Here is a 20,185-nt window from a genome sequence, read left to right as displayed (position 1 = left end):
GCCGGGTCGTGCCTGAACGGGCAACCCGGCGATGAGAATCCTGGGCATCGATCCCGGCTTGCGGGTCACGGGCTTCGGCGTCATCGAGAAGCACGGCCAGCGGCTCGACTACGTCACCAGCGGCGTGATCCGCAGCGGCGACGGCGATCTGCCCGCGCGCCTCGGCGTCATCTTCGCGGGCGTCTCCTCGCTGGTGCGGCAGTACGCACCGGACCAGTCGTCGATCGAGAAGGTCTTCGTCAACGTCAATCCGCAATCCACCCTGCTGCTGGGCCAGGCGCGCGGCGCGGCGATCTGCGCGCTGGTGGGCGGCGGCGTTCCGGTGGCCGAATACACCGCGCTGCAACTCAAGCAGGCGGTGGTCGGCAGCGGCCGCGCGCGCAAGGACCAGGTGCAGGAAATGGTCGCGCGCCTGCTGTGTCTCTCCGGCCTGCCCGGCACCGACGCCGCCGATGCGCTGGGCGTCGCGATCTGTCACGCCAATGCGAGCGCCATTCTCGGCCAGTTGAGCGATCTGGCGCCGCAGCTCGTGCGCAAGGGCATGCGTGTGCGCCGCGGCCGGCTGATCGGCTGATCGACGGGGTACGCGGCCCCCGCGGGCCTGTAAAATGACATGCCTGCCTTGTTTTTGCCTTCCCTTTGCCTTCCCTTTGCCTTCCCTTTGCCCTCCCTTTGTCCCTCGTCTTTCCTGTTCCCTGAAAAACCATGATCGGTCGAATCGCTGGTGTCCTGCTTGAAAAAAATCCACCGCACATCCTGGTGGACTGCGCGGGCGTGGGTTACGAAATCGCGGTGCCGATGAGCACCTTCTACGGGCTGCCGCATCTGAACGAGAAGGTGGTGCTGCTGGTTCAGCAGATCGTGCGCGAGGATGCGCACCTGCTGTACGGCTTCGGCAGCGCGCAGGAGCGCGGCGCGTTCCGCGAGATGCTCAAGATCACCGGCGTCGGCGCGCGCATGGCGCTCGCGGTGCTGTCCGGCATGAACGTCGGCGAACTCGCCCAGGCGGTGACGATGCAGGAAGTCGGCAGCCTGACGCGCGTGCCCGGCATCGGCAAGAAAACCGCCGAACGCCTGCTGCTCGAACTCAAGGGCAAGCTGGGCGCCGATCTTGGCGCGGCCGGCGCCGGCGGCGCGGCACCGGTCAACGAAGGCAGCGACGTGCTGCACGCGTTGCTCGCGCTCGGCTATTCGGAAAAGGAATCGCAACTCCAGGTGCGCGCGCTGCCGGCGGGCACCGACGTCTCGACCGGCATCCGCCTGGCGTTGAAGGCCCTGTCGCGCAACTGAGGCATGGGAAGGCGCCGCAGCGGGTCGCCGCCATCGCCATGCGGCGGCGCCCTGACGGTACAATGGCTGCATGATCGAAACAGACAAACTTTCCGGCGAGCGGCTGATTTCCGCGGCACCCACGTCGGTGCGCGAGGAAGCCTACGAACGCGCGCTGCGCCCGCGGCAGCTCGACGAATACGTCGGCCAGCAGAAAGTGCGCGGTCAGCTCGAGATCTTCGTCCAGGCGGCCCGCAAGCGCGCCGAGGCGCTCGATCACGTGCTGCTGTTCGGTCCGCCCGGATTGGGCAAGACCACCCTCGCGCACATTATCGCGCGCGAGATGGGCGTTAATCTGCGGCAGACGTCGGGGCCCGTGCTCGAACGCGCCGGCGATCTCGCCGCGCTGCTGACCAATCTCGAAGCGAACGACGTGCTGTTCATCGACGAAATCCACCGGCTCTCGCCGGTCGTCGAGGAGATTCTGTACCCGGCCCTCGAGGACTACCAGATCGACATCATGATCGGCGAGGGGCCGGGCGCGCGCAGCGTCAAGCTCGACCTGCAGCCGTTCACGCTGGTGGGCGCGACGACCCGCGCCGGCATGCTGACCAACCCGCTGCGCGACCGCTTCGGCATCGTCGCCCGGCTCGAATTCTATACCGCGACCGAGCTGACGAAGATCGTGCAGCGCTCGGCGAACCTGCTGGGCGCGGAAATCGGTCCCGAGGGCGCGTTCGAGATCGCCAAGCGCTCGCGCGGCACGCCGCGTATCGCCAACCGTCTGCTGCGGCGCGTGCGCGACTATGCCGAAGTCAAGGCCGACGGCCGCATCACGCCAGCCATCGCCGACGCGGCGCTCGAAATGCTCGACGTCGATCCGGTGGGTTTCGACGTGATGGACCGCAAGCTGCTCGAAGCCATCCTCGAGAAATTCGACGGCGGGCCGGTCGGCCTGGACAATCTTGCGGCGGCGATCGGCGAGGAACGCGACACCATCGAGGACGTGATCGAGCCCTATCTGATCCAGCAGGGCTACGTGCAGCGCACGCCGCGCGGGCGCATCGCGACGCTGCTCGCCTACCGGCATTTCGGCATCGCGTCGCCGGACAGCGCCCCGGTGCGGGACTTGTGGGAAGCGCCGCCCGGCGCCTAGGATCACGACCATGTCCGCGCGTCCTCCTTCCCTGCGCCACCCGCTCGATTTCCTGCGCGCGCGCATCGCCAGCGGCGTGAATCGCGTCACGACCGACAGCAAGCGGCGCATCGACTACGGCACGCCGCTCGGCGACCCGGGACTGTTCGGGCCGGACGCCGTGTGCTGGCAGGTGCACGCCGATTTCACCTCGATGCTGGTCGGCGGGGTCGCCGCCCTGCTGCTGCAGATGCTGCACCCGCTGGCGCTGGCCGGCGTCTGGGACCATTCGACGTTCCGCGACGACATCCATGGCCGCCTCGGGCGCACCGCCACCTTCATCGCCGCCACCACCTACGGCAGCCGCGCCGATGCGCTGTCCCTCATCGAACGGGTCCGCAAGATCCATGAGCATGTGCGCGGCGTCGCGCCCGACGGCACGCCGTACGCGGCGAACGATCCCGCCTTGCTGACCTGGGTGCACGTGGCGGAGATGTCGAGTTTCCTGCGCGCCCACCTCGTCTACGTGAACCCGGATCTGTCGCCGCAGGCGCAGGACCGCTACTACGCGGAAACGGCGCTGGTCGCCGAAATGCTCGGCGCGCGCGGCGTGCCGCGCAACCGCGCGGAAATCGCCGACTATTTGCTCGAACAACGTGCGGTGCTGGTGTGCGATGCGCGCACGCGTGCGGTCGTCGACGTGCTGATGCATGCGCCGGCGCCGAATCTGGCGACCTGGCCGGCGGCCCGGCTGCTGCTGCACGCCGGTCCCGATCTGCTGCCCGACTGGGCGCAGGCGATGTTCGGCCTGGATCGCCATGCCGCGCTGCGCCGCCTGGTGGTACGCGCCGGCGTCAACGGCGTCGCGCCGGTCATGCGCTGGGCGCTGACCAACGGGGTATCGAAACGGGCACGGGCGCGCGTTGGCGCGGCTGGGATCGAAACGGGCTAGGCACGCGGATCAAACCAGCGGACCAGGCGAACCGACCAGGCGGGCGGAGGAAGCGCCTAGACGTCGTCGCGCGTGTCGACCAGACCCGCCAGATGGGCGATATCGGCCCAGGCGAGCACCGCTGCGCGGTCGGCACCGGCCTGCACCGGGGCATCGGGCGCGCCGTTGTGCCAGACGATGCGATTCACGCTCGCGTTGAGCACCGGACAGGCGCGCGGCCCCGTCAGCGGCAGCGCCGCGGCGAAACGGTAGGCGCAGTCGAGCACGCCGCCGTGCGTGACGCACACCACGGTGCGCCCTGGATGGCGGCGCGCGATCGCTCCCAATGTCCGCACCACGCGGCCGTACAGCGTGCGCAGGGATTCGCCGCCCTCCGGCGTGAAATCGGGATCGTGCGCGATCCAGTGCGCATAGGCGTCGGGTGCCCGCGCGCGGATCGTCGCGGCGTCGTGGCCCTGGAAGACCCCGTAATGACGCTCGCGCAAGCCGTGGTCGGCCTGTACCGCGACGCCGGCCGCGCGGGCGATCGGTGCCGCCGTCTGCATCGCGCGCGCGAGGTCGCTGCTCACCACCGCGTCGATCCGCCCCAACGTACCCTCGCGCGCGGCCCGCTCGGCGGCGGTCCGCGCGCCCAGCAGCGCGGCCTGCCGCTCGCCGAGCGGCGACAGTGCGATGTCGATCTGTCCCTGTATGCGCTTGATCCGGTTCCAGCCGGTCTCGCCATGACGAACCAGGATCAGCGTGGTGCCGTCGAACGTGTCGGCCATGAGAATTCGCAAAAGAAGGAAGTCAGGCTGCCGGCGGAATCCGCAGCCAGAAGGTGACCGGCCCGTCGTTGACGAGCGCGACCTGCATGTGTGCCCCGAAGACGCCGGTGGACACCTGCGCATGGCGCGCGCGCACTTCGGCCACGAAGCCATCGAACAAGACACGCGCGAGTTCCGGCGTCGCGGCCCCGGAGAAGCTCGGACGGCTGCCGGACCGTGTGTCGGCGGCAAGCGTGAACTGCGGCACCAGCAGCACGCCGCCCGGCGTCCCCGCGCCGTCGAGATCCTGGACGCTGCGGTTCATCTTCCCCGCCGCGTCGCCGAAGACCCGATACCCGAGCAGCTTGGCGGCGAGACGCGCCGCCGTCTCGGGCGTGTCGCCCCGTTCCGCGCACACCAGCGCCAGCAGGCCGGCCTCGATCGCGCCCACGCGCCGGCCATCGATGTCGACCTCGGCGCGCGTGACGCGCTGCACGAGACCGATCATCGCGTGCCCCGCCTCCCCCGCCTCATGCGAGCGTGACGCGCGCGAAGCGGCGCTTGCCCACCTGCACCACATAGACGCCCGCCTCCAGCTTCAATGCGCGGTCGCTGACGACGGTGCCATCGATGCGCACGCCGTTCTGTTCGATATTGCGGGTCGCCTCGGCCCCCGACGGCACCAGGCCCGCCTGTTTCAGCAGGGCCGCGATGCCCAGCGGCGCGCCGCTCAGCGCCACTTCCGGCACGTCGTCCGGCACGCCGCCGCGCGCGCGGTGGTTGAAATCCTCGAGCGCCCGTTCCGCGTCCCGGGCCGAATGAAAGCGCGTGACGATCTCCTGCGCCAGCATGACCTTGAAGTCGCGCGGGTTGCGTCCGCCCTCGGCCTCGGCCCTGAACCGCGCCAGCGCCTCGATCGACTGGAACGACAGCAGTTCGAAATACCGCCACATCAGGGTATCCGAAATGCTCATCAGCTTGCCGAACATGTCGTTCGGCCTTTCGCTGATGCCGATGTAGTTGTTCTTCGACTTGGACATCTTGTCGACGCCGTCGAGGCCTTCGAGCAGCGGCATCGTCAACACGCACTGCGGCTCCTGACCGGACTGTTTCTGCAATTCGCGTCCCACCAGCAGATTGAATTTCTGGTCGGTGCCGCCGAGTTCGAGATCGGCCTTCAGCGCCACCGAGTCATAGCCCTGCAGCAAGGGGTACAGGAATTCGTGGATCGAGATCGGCACGCCGCCCGCGAAACGCTTGGTGAAATCGTCGCGCTCCAGCATCCGCGCGACCGTGTAGCGCGAGGCGAGCTTGATCAGGCCGTCGGCGCCCAGCGGCGACAACCATTCGCGATTGTGCCGCACCTCGGTCTTCTCGCGGTCGAGCACCAGCGTCGCCTGTTCGAAATAGGTCTTCGCGTTGACGTCGATCTGTTCTTCCGTCAGCGGCGGACGCGTGCTGTTGCGGCCCGATGGATCGCCGATCAGCGACGTGAAGTCGCCGATCAGGAAGATGACCGTATGCCCCAGATCCTGCAACTGGCGCATCTTGTTCAGCACGACCGTATGGCCGAGATGGATGTCGGGCGCGGTCGGGTCCAGGCCGAGCTTGATGCGCAGCGGCGTGCCGGTGGCGGCGCTACGGGCGAGCTTCAGCGTGAATTCGTCCTCGATCAGCAGCTCGTCGCAGCCCCGGCGCGCGATCGCAAGCGCCTGGCGAACCGCGTCGGTGACGGGCCAGGATGGCGCAGCGCCGGCAGCACGCGCGTGGCCCGGCGCAGGGGCGCCGGTGTAGGAGTCTGAACTCATTCGAATCAGTAAATAAAGAGGAAAAATCTGATGGAAGCGTACGACCGGCACCCGTAGGCTAGAGGCGTCGCCGAAAGGCCCTCGCACGCGGCGTCCGCGTGCACCGACATCCGCTTCCGATGAACACAGCGAAACACGCATCCGCTTTCCCGCGCACCGCCGGCATCCGTCGCGGGCGAGCCATCGGCCCGCTCATCGGCTCCCCGATCGGCCCGTTCGGCGGTACCGCCGCGCGCCATCGTACGCGAATGCCCGATTTTACGTGCGATCCGCCGCGCGAGTCTATGTGATGTGGTCTTTCCGTTTCCCGCGCACCCGGCGCGGCGCGTACGTCGGGCTGACCACGCTGGTCATCCTCGTCACGCTGTCGATCGTGTCATCGTCACGGCTGGGAGTCGTCGACGGATACGTCACGCACGTGCTGCCCTTCCCGGCCGACGATATCGCCACGCAGCAAACGGCGCTCGCGCGCATGCCCGCGCAATACGTCGCGGTGACGACGCTGGCGCACGGCGAGGACATCGATGCAGCGTTACGCCGGATGAAGCTTGCCGATCCGGCGCTGCAGCGCACGCTCCGGCAGGACCCGGACGCGCGGACATTGCGCGCACTGGGCGCGGGCGACGACATCCATCTGCGCTGCGACGAACAGCGCCGGCTGCAGGCGTTGGTCGTCCAGATCGAGAGCCCGGTGTCTAAGGTATCCCTGACGACAGGGTCCGGCATCCGTGCCATGGCAGGCGCCGTGTCGGGTTCGCGGCGCGTCGTCGTCGAGCGGACGGCATCCGGCCGTTTCGCCGTGTCCGAGACATTTCAGCCGCACGACGCCTACTGGCACTTTCGTTCCGGCGTGATCGGAACCGGTTTTTTTTCGTCGATGGCGCGCGCGGACGTCCCCGGCCAGATCGTCGCCGAAACGTTGCGGCTGTTTCGCGATCGCATCGATTTTCGCCAGGGGTTTCGTCCGGGCGACGCATTCCACCTGATCTACGAACAGCTCGCCGGCGCGATGGGACCCACGCGCACCGGCCGCCTCCTGGCCGTGGAGTTACAGGCCCGGGGCACATGGCATCGCGCGGTCTGGCATCCGCCGGCCCGCCCGCCCGGCGAGGCTTCGCCTGGGACGCCGCCGGGCGACGCCTCGCCGGGCGGCGCCTCGCCGGGCGAGGCTTCGCGCATAACCGCGGCGGCGACGTTTCCGGCCGTCGCGGGCAACGGGGGCCGCTACTTTACGTTCGAGGGCGCTCCGCTGCACCGGGAGGCGGCATGGCACATGCCGATCCGGGCGCCGGACGCCGGCGCCCGGATCGCCTCCTCCTTCGGCGTGCGCATCCATCCGCTGTCCGGCTATTCGCGGCACCACGAAGGCGTGGACCTCGCCGCGCCACGCGGCACGGCGGTCGCCGCCGCGGCGCCCGGCACGATCTCGTTCGCGGGCTGGCGCAACGGCTATGGCCGGCTGCTCGTCATCCGCCACGCGCCTCCCTATTCCACGTACTATGCACATCTCGACAGCTTCGCGCCGGGCATTCGGGCGGGCCGGCCCGTCGCGCGCGGCGAGACGATCGGGCAAGTGGGCAGCACTGGCGCCGCCACGGGTCCGCATCTGCATTTCGAACTGCGGATCGCGGATCGTCCGGTGGACCCGATGCCGGAACTGCGCCAGGCGGCGACGCCGCTGCGGGGCGAGGCGCTGCGCGCTTTCCGGCACGCCGCCAGCCCGCTGCTCGCGCAGATCGCGCGCATGCGGGCCCTGCCTGCCGGTCGCGAAAGCTGACCCTGCCCCTGCGAGGAATGGAATGCACGTGGAACGCTCTTTGTACATTGGACTCATGTCCGGAACCAGCATGGACGGCGTCGATGGCGTCATCGCGCGCTTCGATGCGGAGGGCCGCCCGCATCCGGAGGCGGAGGCGCATATCCCGTTCGATGCGCCGCTGCGCGACGCGCTGTTCGCATTGCAGTCGCCCGGCGACAACGAAATCGAGCGCGAGGCGCTGGCCGCGAATCAGCTCGCCGATACCTATGCCACCTGTTGCGAACGGCTGCTACAGGCGCACCATGCCACGCCCGAAGCCGTCGTCGCGATCGGCGTGCACGGCCAGACCATCCGGCACCGGCCGGAACGGGGCTATACACGGCAGACCAACAACCCGGCCCGGCTCGCCGAGCGCGCCGGCATCGATGTCATCGCCGACTTCCGCAGCCGCGACGTCGCGGCGGGCGGCCAGGGCGCGCCGCTGGTACCGGCCTTCCACGCCGCCGTTTTCGGCGCGCCTGGACACACGCGTGTCATCTGCAACATTGGCGGCATCAGCAATGTTTCGATCCTGCAGGGCCGGGAAGCGGCGCGCGGTTTCGACTGCGGCCCGGGCAATGCGCTGCTCGACGCCTGGGCCGGCCAGCATCTCGGTCAGCCATTCGACGCGGAGGGTCGCTTCGCCGCCCGCGGAAGCGTGCACGCGCCCCTGCTCGCGGTATTGCTGGCGGAGCCCTTCCTGGCGCTGCCGCCGCCGAAAAGCACGGGACGCGATCTTTTCAATCCGGCGTGGCTGGAGACGAAGCTGACACCGTTCGCGGACCTCGACCCGGCCGACGTGCAGGCCACGCTGACCGCGTTGACCGCCGAGGCCATCGCGCGCGACGTCGCGCTGCACGCACCGGGATGCGATACGGTGTTTGTCTGTGGAGGTGGCGCGCGCAATCCGGTACTACTGGACATGCTGCGGCAGGCGCTGACGCGAGCGCGGGCAGCCGGTGCCGTGGCGCGGACGATCGCCGTCGAGAGCACGCAACGCCTGGGCATCGATCCACAACAAGTGGAAGCGCTGGCCTTTGCCTGGCTGGCCCGACGTTTCGTCGAACGCGAACCCGGAAATCTGGCGGCCGTTACCGGCGCCGCGGGCCCGCGCGTCCTCGGCGCGCTTTATCCTCGATAAAACGCCACTCGAGGACAAAAAACAACGATATCAGACGGAAAAGGACGAACCGCAGCCGCAGGTCGTCGTCGCATTCGGATTCTTGATCACGAATTGCGCGCCGTTGAGGTCGTCCTTGTAGTCGATCTCGGCGCCCACCAGATACTGGTAGCTCATCGAATCGATCAGCAACTGAACGCCGTTCTTGTCCATCACGGTATCGTCCTCGTTCACTTCCTCGTCGAACGTGAAACCGTACTGGAAGCCCGAACAGCCGCCGCCCTGCACGAACACGCGCAACTTCAGTTCCGGGTTGCCTTCTTCCTCGATCAGGTCCTTGACCTTGTCGGCCGCGCTGTCCGTAAAGACCAGGAAGGTGGGCATTTCGGTGGTCGGGGTATCTATTACAGCGTTCATTGATCTCTCCAGAGAAACGACTTTGCCGCTATTGTAGTCCTTGCCCGGCACGGCGGATTACACGCAATGCCAGCAGGGGCATCCGTCGCCCGACAATGCCGGAGGGCGAATCCCGACAAAGGAAAAGGAAGCAGCGGAAATGCAAAACGCCGTCGGACAAAGTCGACGGCGTTTTTCCGGCCGGAGCGGCAAGCCGACGGCAATTCCCGTCCGACCCGCCTTCCGCCAGCTGACTGTCCAAGGGCGGCAAGCCGCCCGATGGATCAGCGCTTCGAGAACTGCTTCCGCTTACGTGCCTTGTGGAAGCCGACCTTCTTACGCTCCACTTCACGCGCATCGCGCGTCACGTACCCTGCTTGCGACAGACCCGGCTTCAACGTCGCGTCGTAGTCGATCAGCGCGCGGGTGATGCCGTGGCGCACCGCGCCGGCCTGACCCGTTTCACCACCGCCGGCGACGTTGACCTTGATGTCGAATGCCTGGACATTGTTGGTCAGTTCGAGCGGCTGGCGCACGATCATCAGCGACGTTTCACGCGAAAAGTATTCGCTGATCGGCTTGCCATTGACGATGATGTCGCCCTTGCCAGCCTTCAGGAAAACTCGTGCGACGGCGCTTTTACGGCGGCCTGTGCCATTGTTCCAATTTCCGATCACGGTATAGGCTCCTTAGATCTCGAGCGCTTTCGGCTGTTGGGCCGAATGCGGATGCGTGCCTTCAGCGTAGACCTTGAGCTTCTTGATCATCGCGTAGCCGAGCGGGCCCTTGGGGAGCATGCCCTTGACGGCTTTCTCGAGCGCGCGGCCCGGGAAACGCTCCTGCATCTTGCCGAACGTCGTCTCGTAGATCCCGCCCGGATAACCGGTGTGGCGGAAGTACTTCTTGTCGGTCGTCTTCTTGCCGGTCACTTTCAGCTTGCCGGCGTTGATGATGACGATGAAATCGCCAGTGTCGACGTGAGGAGTAAATTCAGGCTTGTGCTTGCCGCGCAAGCGGCGTGCCACTTCGCTGGCGACACGGCCGAGAACTTTATCCGTCGCGTCAATCACGTACCATTCGTGCGTGACCTCTTGGGCCTTTGCAGAAAATGTCTTCATGATTGATCCAAAAATTTGCCTGCCCTTTTCGCTTCGGCTACGAGTGTGCGGAACTCTTGTAGGGTCGCCCGGACGCATTGCCGCCCGTCCCGACTTCCCTCCGCTTCCCTGCACTCGCCTGCCTTGGCTGTACTGCTGATGCGTGAGGCCTTCTTTCCCGCCGGGCATGAGTCGGGAAAGCCGACGATTATAACCGGTTTCGGAGAATTGGGAAAGGCATGGATCGAAAGCGCGGGAAGCGGCCCGGCATTCGCACGACGAGACGTCACCGTCCCGCGGCTTGGGATAAATCTGCTTTCCGAACGCCTTCCCCGTCGGTCCCCGGGCAGATCGTTTCGGGACCGCTATCATGGGGGGAAAATGTTTTCGGAGCGGGCGCGCGCTGAAAAATCGGCGCGACCGTTCGCCGGAGGGCGCGGAATGCGTCGATCCGCCCCGGCCAACACATGCACGCGTAGTGGCGCTGACGTTAGAATGCGCGTCTCAGAGGAGCCAGAAACGATGGAATGCAAGATAAGCTGGATGGGCCCGGGCGGCATGTCGTTCGCCGCGGAAACCGGTAGCGGGCACATGGTCACGATGGACGGCGCGCCGGAAGGCGGCGGCCGCGACCTCGCGCCCCGGCCGATGGAAATGGTACTGGTCGGCACCGGCGGCTGCACCGCCTACGACGTGGTGATGATCCTGCAGAAGAGCCGGCAGGACGTCCGAGGCTGCACGGTCGCGTTGCAGGCGGACCGCGCCAGCGAGGACCCGAAGGTTTTCACGAAGGTCAACTTTCACTTCACGGTCACGGGGCGGAACCTGAATCCGTCGACGGTGGAGCGCGCGATCAATCTGTCGCACGACAAGTACTGTTCGGCCTCGATCATGATCGCGAAGACCGCGGCACTGACGCACTCGTTCGACATCGTCGAAGTCTGACGTCGAGCGGCGCCGGAAAATGGGGCAAAGCGTTCCGATAAGCCGGATTCTGTGCGCGCCCGAAAGCGCGTGACAGTCATTCATCTAGACGCGTCATTGCTGACGCGCTCGAGCTCCCTACCCGCAGGCGAACGGGGGCCCCGTCCTGGCGCCCCGAAGGTCGCCGTGCCTGCCTATTTGGAATTGCTCCGGGTGGAGGTTACCGTGCCGGCCACGTCACCGCAGCCGCGGTGCGCTCTTACCGCACCGTTTCACCCTTACCTGATCCGCCGGACCGAAGCCCGGGGCCATCGGCGGTTTGCTTTCTGTTGCCCTGTTCCGCGTGTTGCCACGGATGGCCGTTAGCCATCACCCTGCCCTGTGGAGTCCGGACTTTCCTCCCCCGCCTTGCGGCGGCGGCGACTGTCTGGAACGCTTTGCCGCGCTGATTCTATCATGCCGCGCCAGGCTGCCCGCGCGGTCGCCGGGCGCGGCTCGCCGCGCCTTGCCGCCCACGTTGTGCCGCGGCGCCGCTCAGTCAGGATCGACCAGCCGCCACTGAAGCGTCTCGCCGGCGCGCAGCGGGACGACCGCCTGCCCGGCTGCATCGAACACCTCCGGCAACGTCCAGGGTTCGCGCCGCAGCGTCACCCGCTCCGTGTTGCGCGGCAGCCCGTAGAAATCGGCCCCGTGGAAACTGGCGAAACCTTCCAGACGGTCCAGTGCGTTCACCTTGTCGAACGCTTCCGCATACAGTTCCAGCGCGTGCGGCGCGGTGAAGCAGCCCGCGCAACCGCAGGCGTTCTCCTTCAGACCTTGCAGATGCGGCGCGCTGTCCGTGCCGAGGAAGAAACGGGGGTTGCCCGACGTCGCCGCCTCGACCAGCGCAACCCGGTGTGATTCGCGCTTCAGCACAGGCAGACAGTAATAGTGCGGCCGCACGCCCCCTGCGAAGATCGCGTTGCGATTGAACAACAAATGCTGTGGGGTGATCGTCGCGCCCAGGGTACCCGGTGCGGCGTCGGCATCGCGTACGTACTCGGCGGCCTGCCGCGTGGTGATGTGCTCGAAGACGATCTTCAGACCGGGGTGGCGCGCACGCAACGGAATCAACACCTGCTCGATGAACACGTTTTCCCGATCGAACAGGTCGATCGCCGGATCCGTCGCTTCGCCATGCAGCAGCAGCGGCATGCCGGCTTCCTGCATCGCGTCGAGCGTTCTCGCGCATTTCGCGAGGTCCGTCACGCCGGCATCCGAATTCGTCGTCGCGCCGGCGGGATAGAGCTTCACCGCCTGTACCTGACCGCTGTCGCGCGCGCGCCGAATCTCCTCGGGCGGCGTGTTGTCGGTCAGATACAGCGTCATGAGCGGCGCGAAGCGCCTTCCGGCGGGGATCGCAGCGACGATGCGCTCCCGATAGGCGAGCGCCTGCGCGGTCGTCGTCACCGGCGGACGGAGGTTCGGCATGATGATCGCGCGCGCGAACTGACGGGCAGTATGCGGCAGCACCGCGTCCAGCATCGCGCCATCGCGGACGTGCAGGTGCCAGTCGTCGGGCCGTGCCAGGGTCAGGGTCGATAACGCGGCGGGCGACGCGTCGGCGGACGGGTGCGCGTCCGAATGCGTGGCGGAAGACGGATTTTGCGAAGCGGATGTCATGGGCGGAGAAGGAAGAGGGCTTTTATGGCCTGGCGGGCGATGATATTCTGGATTGCCGCCATTGTACCGGCGCGGCCACGCACGTGCGGCGCTGTCCACGGCCGCCGCCGCCCCCTTTTTTCGCCCTTGCCTGCCGCCTCATTTTCTTATGTGCGAACTCCTGGGATTGAACTGCGCGACTCCGACCGATGTCCGGTTTTCGTTCACCGGGTTCGCCGCGCGCGGCGGCATGACCGACCACCATGCCGACGGCTGGGGCATCGCCTTCTTCGAGGACAAGGCGTGCCGGATGTTCATCGACCATCAATCCTCGGCCAGTTCGCCGGTCGCCGAACTGGTCAAGCGCTATCCGATCAAGTCCCGGAACACGATCGCCCATATCCGCAAGGCCACCCAGGGCCTGACCATGCTCGAGAACTGCCACCCTTTCATGCGCGAGCTGTGGGGACGGCACTGGATCTTCGCGCACAACGGCGACCTGCACGGACATGCACCCGCGCTGACCGGCCCTTACCAGCCGATCGGCACGACCGATAGCGAACTCGCCTTCTGCGCGATGCTGCAGGGCCTGCGCTGCCGCTTTCCGGGCGCGCAGCCGCCGCTCGACGAGCTGTTCGACGGCGTGGCCGAACTGACCGCCGACCTTACCCGCCACGGCAGTTTCAATTTCCTCATGTCGAACGGCCAGGCAATGTTCGCGCACTGTTCGACGCATCTCCACTATCTGACGCGGCAGTGGCCGTTCTCGACGGCGCATCTGATCGACGCGGACATGTCGATCGATTTCGCGCAATACACCACGCCCGAGGACCGGGTGACCGTGATCGCCACCCTGCCCCTCACCGACGACGAGGTCTGGACGGCTTTCGCGCCGGGGGACCTCTACCTGTTCCGCGACGGCGAACGCCTGCTGTCGCGCAACATCCCGGTCCCGCCCGCCGTCCTGGCCGCGGCGAACGTGCCACGCAAACGGCAACCTCCCGCGTCGGCCGCCGCCCTTGCCGAACTCGGCCCCGGTCTCGGCGCGTTCGCCGGCGACTGACCGCTCGCGATTTCCGTGGCCGCATCGGCCGCGCAAAAATGCCTAAGGATTTCGTTCCGCGTGCCGTTAATGAGGAAGCAGACCCGACTTCAGCACGCACAAGGACAAGCCCATGCAGATCGTGAGCGCATCGACACCCGCGGCCACGCCCACGACGCCGCATCAACCCGCCGCCCGCCCCCCCGTTGCGACGGCGGAGAGCGCCTCGGCGAGTAGCGCCAAGGTGAGCTTGTCCGACGCGGCAAAAGCGAGCCAGGACACCGAGGCCAACGGCAAGGCAGCACCGGCCGACGCAAAAGCCGATGCCAGGACTGACGCAAAGGCCGACGACAAGGCGGATGCAAGGACCGACGCCAAGGCGGACGTGAAAGCGGATGCCAAGGCGGAGCCGAAGGCCGGCGCGACGAAGGACACGGACAAGGCGCACAAGGCCGACGGAAAACACGACGCCAAGGCGAGCGCGAAGGAGTCCGCCGAGCATGCCGGCGGCGCCAAGCACGAGCCCGAATCCTCGCCGATCAAGTCCCTGGTTTCGGGCGCCCTCGGCCTGCAGAGTCCCGAGGAAGCCGCGAAGAACACCGACGAGTATTACAGCATCGGCAAATGGATCGCCGCGGCCGCGACGATCGGCGGCATCATATCGATTCTCATCTGAAGGAGGCGGACATGCGCAAGCTCGCGATGGCTTTCGCGCTGCTGATCCTGCTCGCTGTGTCGGGTTGCGCGACGACGTTCGAGAATCTCGCCGCCGGCGCGGTGCTGGGCGGCGTGTTGGTGGGCAGCACGCTGTCCGGGGGCTGTTCGCACAACTGCTATTGAACGAACGGCGGGCCGCCGGCGAGACCGGCGGCCCGTTGCTCAATGCAGGATCTTCGCCAGAAAATCCCGGGCCCGCTCCGACTTCGGGCTCGCGAAGAACTCTTCCTTGCGGTCGTCCTCGACGATCAGGCCGCGGTCCATGAAGATCACGCGGTGCGCGACCTTTTTCGCGAAACCCATCTCGTGCGTGACGCACATCATCGTCATGCCTTCCTGCGCGAGTTCGACCATCACGTCGAGCACTTCGTTGATCATCTCCGGATCGAGCGCCGAAGTGGGCTCGTCGAACAGCATCGCGATCGGATCCATCGACAAGGCACGCGCGATGGCCACGCGTTGCTGCTGACCGCCGGACAGCTGGCCGGGAAACTTGTCGGCATGCGCGCGCAGGCCCACGCGGTCGAGCAGTTTCAGCGCCTTCGTCGCCGCCTCGTCGCGGCTGCGGCCCAGCACCTTGACCTGCGCGAGCGTCAGGTTCTGGGTGATCGAGAGATGCGGAAACAGCTCGAAATGCTGGAACACCATGCCCACGCGCGCGCGCAGCTTCGACAGGTTCGTCTTGTGGTCCACCACCGAGACGCCGTCGATCGTGATCTGACCCTTCTGCACCGGCTCCAGGCCGTTGACGGTCTTGATCAGCGTCGACTTGCCGGAACCCGACGGTCCGCACACGACCACGACTTCACCCTTCTTCACTTCGGTCGAACAATCGGTCAGGACCTGGAACTGCCCGTACCACTTCGACACATTCTTCAATTCGATCATCTTGCATACCTCTTTTGCATGCGTTTGACGAGGGTCGAGGCGACCACGCAGACCACAAAATAACAGGCACCGGCGAACAGCACCATTTCGACGGTCGTCCCGTCACGGTCGCCCACATTGGTGGCCGTGCGGAAGAAATCGGCGAGCCCGATCACATACACCAGCGACGTATCCTGGAACAGGACGATGCCCTGCGTGAGCAGTAGCGGCACCATCGCCTTGAAGGCCTGCGGCAGCACCACCAGGCGCATCGATTGCAGATAGGTCATGCCGAGCGCCGACGCGGCCTGCGCCTGCCCGCGCGCGACGCTCTGCACGCCGGCGCGGATGATCTCCGAATAGTACGCGGCTTCGAACAGTGCAAACGCAATCATCGCCGATGCGAAGCGGATGTCAATATTCGGCGACAGGCCGAGCACCGATTGCAGGAACTGCGGCACGATCAGGAAGAACCACAGCAACACCATCACCAGCGGGATCGAGCGGAACAGCGTCACGTAGACCGCGGCGAAACCCGACAGCAGCCGGGAACCCGACAGGCGCAACAGCGCGAGGATGGTGCCCCAAACGATGCCGACGACGATCGCGAAAGCGGTGATCTCGAAGGTCACGATCGCGCCCTGCCACAGCACGTGCAGCGACACCGGGATCGACGTCCAATTGAAATGATGCATTACTTGCCTCCGATATAGCCGGGCAACCGCGTTTTCTTTTCGATCCAGCGCGCGATGTTCAGCACGATCATGTTGATCAGGAAGTAGGCGACCGTGACCGCGATGAAGGATTCATACGTCTGTGCCGTATAGTCGACCAGTTGCCGGGCCTGCGCGGACAGTTCGAGCAGTCCGATCGTCGACGCCACGGCGGAGTTCTTGAAGATATTCAGGCACTCGGAGGTGAGCGGCGGGACGATGATGCGAAACGCCACCGGCAGCAACACATAGCGGTAGCTTTGCGCGGTCGTCAGCCCCAGCGCCTGCGCCGCGGCGCGCTGGCCGCGCGGCAGCGCCTCGATGCCCGAGCGCACCTGCTCGCACACGCGCGCGGCGGTGAACAGGCCCAGGCAGATCACCGACGACGAAAAGAACTGCACGGTCGGCGGCAGTTGCTTGTACCAGTTGCCGAGTTCCGGCGGCACCAGTTCCGGAATCACCAGATACCAGATGAAGAACTGCACGATCAGCGGGATATTCCGGAAAATCGCCACGTAGAGCGTGCCGATGGCCGGCAGCAGTTTGCCTGGCAAGGTCCGCAGTACGCCGAAAAAGGCGCCGACCGCCAGCGCGATCACCCAGGCGAGCAGCGACAACTCGACCGTCACGACCAGGCCGGACAGCAGCCAGCCCAGATAGGTGGTCGGCTCGCCGGTCGAAACCGGGCTCAGCAAGATGCCCCAGTTCCAGTGATAAGCCATGAATTGCTCCAGAACGATTAAGCAGAAATCCTGCCTCTATAAAAACAAGGCCCGCCTAAATGGCGGGCCCGGCGGTCCGCGCCGGCTCTCGCGAGCGGCGCGGACACACGACCGTGACCTCGAAGGCTATTCGATGGCCTTGTCGTTCGGCTCCTTGAAGATCTTCTCCATGTCCGGGCTGACCGGGAAGTCCAGGTTCAGGCCCTTCGGCGGAATCGGCGACTGGAACCACTTCTTGTACCACTTCAGCGCTTCGCCGGAAGTCTGCACATGCGCGATCGCGCCATCGGCGACCTTCTTGAAGTCGGCATCGCCCTTGCGCACCATGCAGCCGTAGGCTTCGCGCGACTGCGGCTCGCCGACGATCACGTAGTCCTGCGGGTTGCTCGCTTTCGCGCGCTCGCCGGCCAGCAATGCATCGTCCATCATGAACGCGACCGCGCGGCCGGTCTGCAGCGTCAGAAAGGAATCGCCATGATCCTTCGCGCTGATGATGTTCATGCCCATGCTCTTGTCCTGATTCATCTTGCGCAGCAGGCGCTCGGACGTGGTGCCGGCCGTGGTCACGACCGTCTTGCCCTTCAGGTCGTCGAAGCCCTTGATGCCGGAGCTTTTCTTCGTCATCAGGCGCGTGCCGATCACGAAGATCGTATCGGTGAACGCGGCCTGCTGTTGACGCTCGAGGTTGTTCGTCGTCGAACCGCACTCGATGTCGATCGTGTTGTTCTGCAGCAGCGGGATGCGGTTCTGCGACGTCACCGGGGTCATCTTGACCTGCAGGTTCGGCATGTTCAGCTTCTGCTTCAGGGCGGCGACGATCGCCATCGCGTAGTCCTGCGAGTAGCCGACTACTTGTTGCTTGTCATCGTAGTACGAGAAGGGGATCGACGACTCCCGGTGACCGATCGAGATCACACCCGTGTCCTTGATCTTCTTCAGCGTCCCGCTATCCTGCGCATGTGCGCTCGTGGCGATGATTCCGAGCGCGCACAGCGCCAGCGACAACTTTTTGACATTCATTGAAAAACGCTCCTTGCCGAAAACCGTGTGAGTCTACCCCAGTCAATAACACCGGATGCATCATCCGCTGCGCCAACGCATTGGCGACTTACAGTCCCCTTGTGCGTTGGCTGCATTTATATAACATTCCAGCGGATGGCGGCAATGGGAACCTGCCCTTTTCAGCGCCACGCAACGTTTTCGGAAAAATTGACCGCGCGCGGCGTACCGGCACCTGCGCCGCGCCCCTGCATCACGGGTAGAGGCCGCGCAGTTCGCGCGCTTCGAGAATGCGCGTGCAGGCCACGATATAGGCAGCGGTCCGAATCGTCACGTGCTTGTCCACGCTGACCTGCCACACCGCGTCGAAGGCCTCGCGCATCACGCGGTCGAGACGCTGGTTGATTTCGTCCTCGCTCCAGAAGAAGCTGGAAAAATCCTGCACCCACTCGAAATAGCTGACCGTCACGCCGCCGGCGTTGGCGACCACGTCCGGGATCACCAGCACGCCGTTTTCCTGCAGGATATCGTCGGCGGCGGGCGTCGTCGGACCGTTCGCCCCCTCGACGATGATGCGGGTACGGATCGCGCCCGCGTTCTGCGCCGTGATCTGCTCTTCGAGCGCGGCGGGGATCAGGATGTCGCTTTCGATCTTGAAGAATTCCGCCGGATCGTCCAGCGTTTCCGCGCCGGGAAAACCGGCGATGCCCCGGTGTTCGGCCACGTGCGCGAGCAATGCGTGCGTGTCGAGTCCGCCCGGCGCGTAGAGCGTCGCGCTATGATCCTGCGCCGCGACGATCTTCGCGCCCGCGTCGTGGAACAGCCGTGCGGCGACGCCGCCGACATTGCCGAAGCCCTGCACCGCGATGCGCGCGCCGGGCAGTTCCAGTCCGATCCTGCGCGCCGCCTCCGAGGCGACCACGAAGACGCCGCGCCCGGTCGCGTCGCGCCGGCCGAGACTGCCGCCCAGCGAGATCGGCTTGCCGGTCACGACGCCGGTCGCGGTGCGCCCCAGATTCTGCGAGTAGGTGTCCATCATCCATGCCATCACCTGTTCGTTGGTGTTGACGTCGGGCGCCGGAATGTCCGTGTTCGGCCCGATGATGACATTGATCTCGCTGGTATAACGGCGCGTCACCCGTTCGAGCTCGGCGCGCGACAGCGTGCGCGGGTCGACGCGCACGCCGCCCTTGGCACCGCCGAAGGGTACGTTGACCGTGGCGTTCTTGACGGACATCCAGGCGGCGAGGGACATCACCTCGGTGAGCGTCACGTCCTGGTGGAAACGCACCCCTCCCTTGCCCGGGCCGCGCGAGACGTTGTGCTGCACGCGATAGCCCTCGAAATGCGCGATCGTGCCATTGTCGAGCTGGATCGGCACATCGACGATCATCACGCGCTTGGGGCGTTTCAGCGTTTCGACCCAGCGGCTCAGATGACCCAGGTAGGGCGTGACGCGGTCGATCTGCTGCAGATAACTGCCCCAGGGACCCAGCGCATCGGGCTGCAGGTAGGACGGGATGGCATGACGTTCCGACATGAAAAACTCCGCAATGGATTGGCGCGTGTAGGAATGGCGGGAAGACACCATTTAACTAGGCGTATAAATAAACAGGCAGCAGGCAAATGAAGTAAGTGCCGGAAACTGTAAGCCCCCGAAAAACAGATAGCCAATGCCGAATGCACATTTTTCCATGCGTTTTTTGCATGGGCCAGCGGACGCGTCGGAAAATCAGCGGGCGACGTCGACGGGGCGCGGCACCGTGGTTTCCTGCGCGACGGCGCGCGCGGCATGCCAGACCGCTTCGATCAGCGCGCTGCGGGACGCATCGCCCTCCTGCAGCTTGTCGCGGTAGAGACGGATTTCCATCGTCAGCGAGAAAGCGGGCGCGGCCTCCCCTGCCAGCTCTGGCGGCAGGCCGGGTGGGACCAGGCGCCCGTCGGCGAGCGCCTCGGCGGCCGCGCTGTGCGGCAGGAAGGCCAGCCCGTGGCCGGCCAGCGCCATGAGTTTCAAGCCCTCGGCCATGTCGGTTTCGTAGACGCGGTCGAGAAACAGCGGCTGCGGCGCGCGCATCAGCAGCACCTCGGTCATGCGCCCCAGATAGGCGCCCGGGCTGTAGGCCAGATAGGGAATCGGCGCGCCGGCGCGCCCCGGAAGGGAAAAGCGCGGGCTGCCCACGTCGGGCGCTGCGTGGGGTGCTGCGTGGGGTGCTGCGTGGGGTGCTGCGTGGGGTGCTGC

At 66.1% G+C, this 20,185-nt stretch carries 22 protein-coding genes, 1 other RNA gene and 1 pseudogene; 10 read left to right on the top strand and 14 right to left on the bottom strand.

Annotated features, from left to right (window positions below):
* The first annotated feature begins 31 nt into the window (after positions 1–31).
* From ruvC to OVY01_RS08945, 4 genes are all read left to right on the top strand, one after another.
* Positions 32–574 carry a crossover junction endodeoxyribonuclease RuvC gene (gene ruvC / locus OVY01_RS08960; protein WP_267847107.1) on the top strand — a complete coding sequence of 181 codons (543 nt, stop codon included), beginning with the start codon at positions 32–34 and terminating at the stop codon, positions 572–574.
* A gap of 131 nt (positions 575–705) precedes the next feature.
* On the top strand, positions 706–1,290 hold the full coding sequence (ruvA, locus tag OVY01_RS08955) for a Holliday junction branch migration protein RuvA (RefSeq protein ID WP_267847106.1): 585 nt from the start codon (positions 706–708) through the stop codon (positions 1,288–1,290).
* 70 nt (positions 1,291–1,360) lie between these two features.
* Positions 1,361–2,425, top strand: a complete 1,065-nt coding sequence (gene ruvB / locus OVY01_RS08950; protein ID WP_267847105.1) for a Holliday junction branch migration DNA helicase RuvB — start codon at positions 1,361–1,363, stop codon at positions 2,423–2,425.
* Between the two features lie 10 nt (positions 2,426–2,435).
* Positions 2,436–3,356, top strand: coding sequence for an oxygenase MpaB family protein (locus OVY01_RS08945; RefSeq protein ID WP_267847104.1), 921 nt, complete (start codon positions 2,436–2,438; stop codon positions 3,354–3,356).
* A 56-nt stretch (positions 3,357–3,412) separates the two neighbouring features.
* Here the strand turns inward: OVY01_RS08945 and OVY01_RS08940 are convergent, their stop codons facing one another.
* The 3 genes from OVY01_RS08940 to tyrS are packed head-to-tail and all read right to left on the bottom strand — an operon-like array spanning position 3,413 to position 5,910.
* Positions 3,413–4,123, bottom strand: a complete 711-nt coding sequence (locus OVY01_RS08940; protein WP_267847103.1) for a histidine phosphatase family protein — start codon at positions 4,121–4,123, stop codon at positions 3,413–3,415.
* Positions 4,124–4,145: 22 nt separating this feature from the next.
* A complete protein-coding gene (gene dtd, locus OVY01_RS08935) occupies positions 4,146–4,610 on the bottom strand; it encodes a D-aminoacyl-tRNA deacylase (RefSeq protein WP_267847102.1) in 465 nt (154 codons plus the stop codon).
* A gap of 22 nt (positions 4,611–4,632) precedes the next feature.
* Positions 4,633–5,910, bottom strand: coding sequence for a tyrosine--tRNA ligase (gene tyrS / locus OVY01_RS08930; RefSeq protein WP_267847101.1), 1,278 nt, complete (start codon positions 5,908–5,910; stop codon positions 4,633–4,635).
* Between the two features lie 289 nt (positions 5,911–6,199).
* On the opposite strand from tyrS, the gene OVY01_RS08925 reads away from it, so the two are divergent.
* Both OVY01_RS08925 and OVY01_RS08920 read left to right on the top strand, forming a co-directional pair.
* Positions 6,200–7,687, top strand: a complete 1,488-nt coding sequence (locus OVY01_RS08925) for a M23 family metallopeptidase (protein ID WP_267847100.1) — start codon at positions 6,200–6,202, stop codon at positions 7,685–7,687.
* Positions 7,688–7,709: 22 nt separating this feature from the next.
* Entirely contained in the window at positions 7,710–8,849 is a 1,140-nt protein-coding gene (locus OVY01_RS08920) for an anhydro-N-acetylmuramic acid kinase (protein WP_267847099.1), read from the top strand.
* A 30-nt stretch (positions 8,850–8,879) separates the two neighbouring features.
* On the opposite strand, the gene erpA is transcribed toward OVY01_RS08920, so the two are convergent.
* The 3 genes from erpA to rplM form a co-directional block, all read right to left on the bottom strand.
* Positions 8,880–9,245, bottom strand: coding sequence for an iron-sulfur cluster insertion protein ErpA (gene erpA, locus OVY01_RS08915; RefSeq protein WP_267847098.1), 366 nt, complete (start codon positions 9,243–9,245; stop codon positions 8,880–8,882).
* 263 nt (positions 9,246–9,508) lie between these two features.
* Positions 9,509–9,901 carry a 30S ribosomal protein S9 gene (gene rpsI, locus OVY01_RS08910; RefSeq protein ID WP_267847097.1) on the bottom strand — a complete coding sequence of 131 codons (393 nt, stop codon included), beginning with the start codon at positions 9,899–9,901 and terminating at the stop codon, positions 9,509–9,511.
* A gap of 12 nt (positions 9,902–9,913) precedes the next feature.
* Positions 9,914–10,342: a 50S ribosomal protein L13 gene (gene rplM, locus OVY01_RS08905; RefSeq protein ID WP_267847096.1), complete on the bottom strand. Its 429-nt coding sequence runs from the start codon at positions 10,340–10,342 to the stop codon at positions 9,914–9,916.
* Positions 10,343–10,843: 501 nt separating this feature from the next.
* Here rplM and OVY01_RS08900 point away from each other — a divergent pair.
* Positions 10,844–11,266, top strand: coding sequence for an OsmC family protein (locus OVY01_RS08900; RefSeq protein WP_267847095.1), 423 nt, complete (start codon positions 10,844–10,846; stop codon positions 11,264–11,266).
* 22 nt (positions 11,267–11,288) lie between these two features.
* Here the strand turns inward: OVY01_RS08900 and rnpB are convergent.
* Together rnpB and pyrC are read right to left on the bottom strand one after the other, a co-directional pair.
* An RNA gene (gene rnpB, locus OVY01_RS08895) (RNase P RNA component class A) lies at positions 11,289–11,684 on the bottom strand.
* A 95-nt stretch (positions 11,685–11,779) separates the two neighbouring features.
* Positions 11,780–12,907 carry a dihydroorotase gene (gene pyrC / locus OVY01_RS08890; protein WP_267847094.1) on the bottom strand — a complete coding sequence of 376 codons (1,128 nt, stop codon included), beginning with the start codon at positions 12,905–12,907 and terminating at the stop codon, positions 11,780–11,782.
* 148 nt (positions 12,908–13,055) lie between these two features.
* Here pyrC and OVY01_RS08885 point away from each other — a divergent pair, with 148 nt between their 5' ends.
* The 3 genes from OVY01_RS08885 to OVY01_RS08875 all read left to right on the top strand — a co-directional run bounded on the left by OVY01_RS08885 (position 13,056) and on the right by OVY01_RS08875 (position 14,768).
* The gene (locus OVY01_RS08885; protein WP_267847093.1) at positions 13,056–13,949 is read left to right on the top strand and encodes a class II glutamine amidotransferase; all 894 of its coding nucleotides are present in this window, start codon (positions 13,056–13,058) and stop codon (positions 13,947–13,949) included.
* Between the two features lie 112 nt (positions 13,950–14,061).
* Positions 14,062–14,604 (top strand): hypothetical protein, encoded by a 543-nt coding sequence (locus OVY01_RS08880; RefSeq protein WP_267847092.1) that lies wholly within the window; start codon positions 14,062–14,064, stop codon positions 14,602–14,604.
* Between the two features lie 11 nt (positions 14,605–14,615).
* Positions 14,616–14,768 carry a hypothetical protein gene (locus tag OVY01_RS08875; RefSeq protein WP_267847091.1) on the top strand — a complete coding sequence of 51 codons (153 nt, stop codon included), beginning with the start codon at positions 14,616–14,618 and terminating at the stop codon, positions 14,766–14,768.
* Between the two features lie 39 nt (positions 14,769–14,807).
* Here OVY01_RS08875 and OVY01_RS08870 read toward each other — a convergent pair whose 3' ends face one another.
* The 6 genes and pseudogenes from OVY01_RS08870 to OVY01_RS23155 all read right to left on the bottom strand — a co-directional run.
* A complete protein-coding gene (locus OVY01_RS08870; RefSeq protein WP_267847090.1) occupies positions 14,808–15,533 on the bottom strand; it encodes an amino acid ABC transporter ATP-binding protein in 726 nt (241 codons plus the stop codon).
* Positions 15,530–16,207: a glutamate/aspartate ABC transporter permease GltK gene (gltK, locus tag OVY01_RS08865; protein ID WP_267847089.1), complete on the bottom strand. Its 678-nt coding sequence runs from the start codon at positions 16,205–16,207 to the stop codon at positions 15,530–15,532. Before gltK ends, OVY01_RS08870 begins: the two co-directional genes overlap by 4 nt.
* Positions 16,207–16,947 (bottom strand): amino acid ABC transporter permease, encoded by a 741-nt coding sequence (locus OVY01_RS08860; RefSeq protein ID WP_267847088.1) that lies wholly within the window; start codon positions 16,945–16,947, stop codon positions 16,207–16,209. The genes gltK and OVY01_RS08860 overlap by 1 nt, the downstream gene beginning before the upstream one ends.
* A 126-nt stretch (positions 16,948–17,073) precedes the next feature.
* The gene (locus OVY01_RS08855) at positions 17,074–17,967 is read right to left on the bottom strand and encodes a glutamate/aspartate ABC transporter substrate-binding protein (protein ID WP_267847087.1); all 894 of its coding nucleotides are present in this window, start codon (positions 17,965–17,967) and stop codon (positions 17,074–17,076) included.
* A gap of 232 nt (positions 17,968–18,199) precedes the next feature.
* A complete protein-coding gene (locus OVY01_RS08850) occupies positions 18,200–19,486 on the bottom strand; it encodes a Glu/Leu/Phe/Val family dehydrogenase (RefSeq protein WP_267847086.1) in 1,287 nt (428 codons plus the stop codon).
* A 192-nt stretch (positions 19,487–19,678) separates the two neighbouring features.
* A pseudogene (locus tag OVY01_RS23155) lies at positions 19,679–20,017 on the bottom strand (LysR substrate-binding domain-containing protein); the annotation flags it as partial.
* Positions 20,018–20,185 lie beyond the last annotated feature (168 nt).

This window comes from Robbsia betulipollinis, from assembly GCF_026624755.1.
Taxonomy (GTDB): domain Bacteria; phylum Pseudomonadota; class Gammaproteobacteria; order Burkholderiales; family Burkholderiaceae; genus Robbsia; species Robbsia betulipollinis.
The sequence above is the reverse complement of the archived record's forward strand: the minus strand, read 5'-3'. Positions and strand labels throughout refer to the sequence as shown.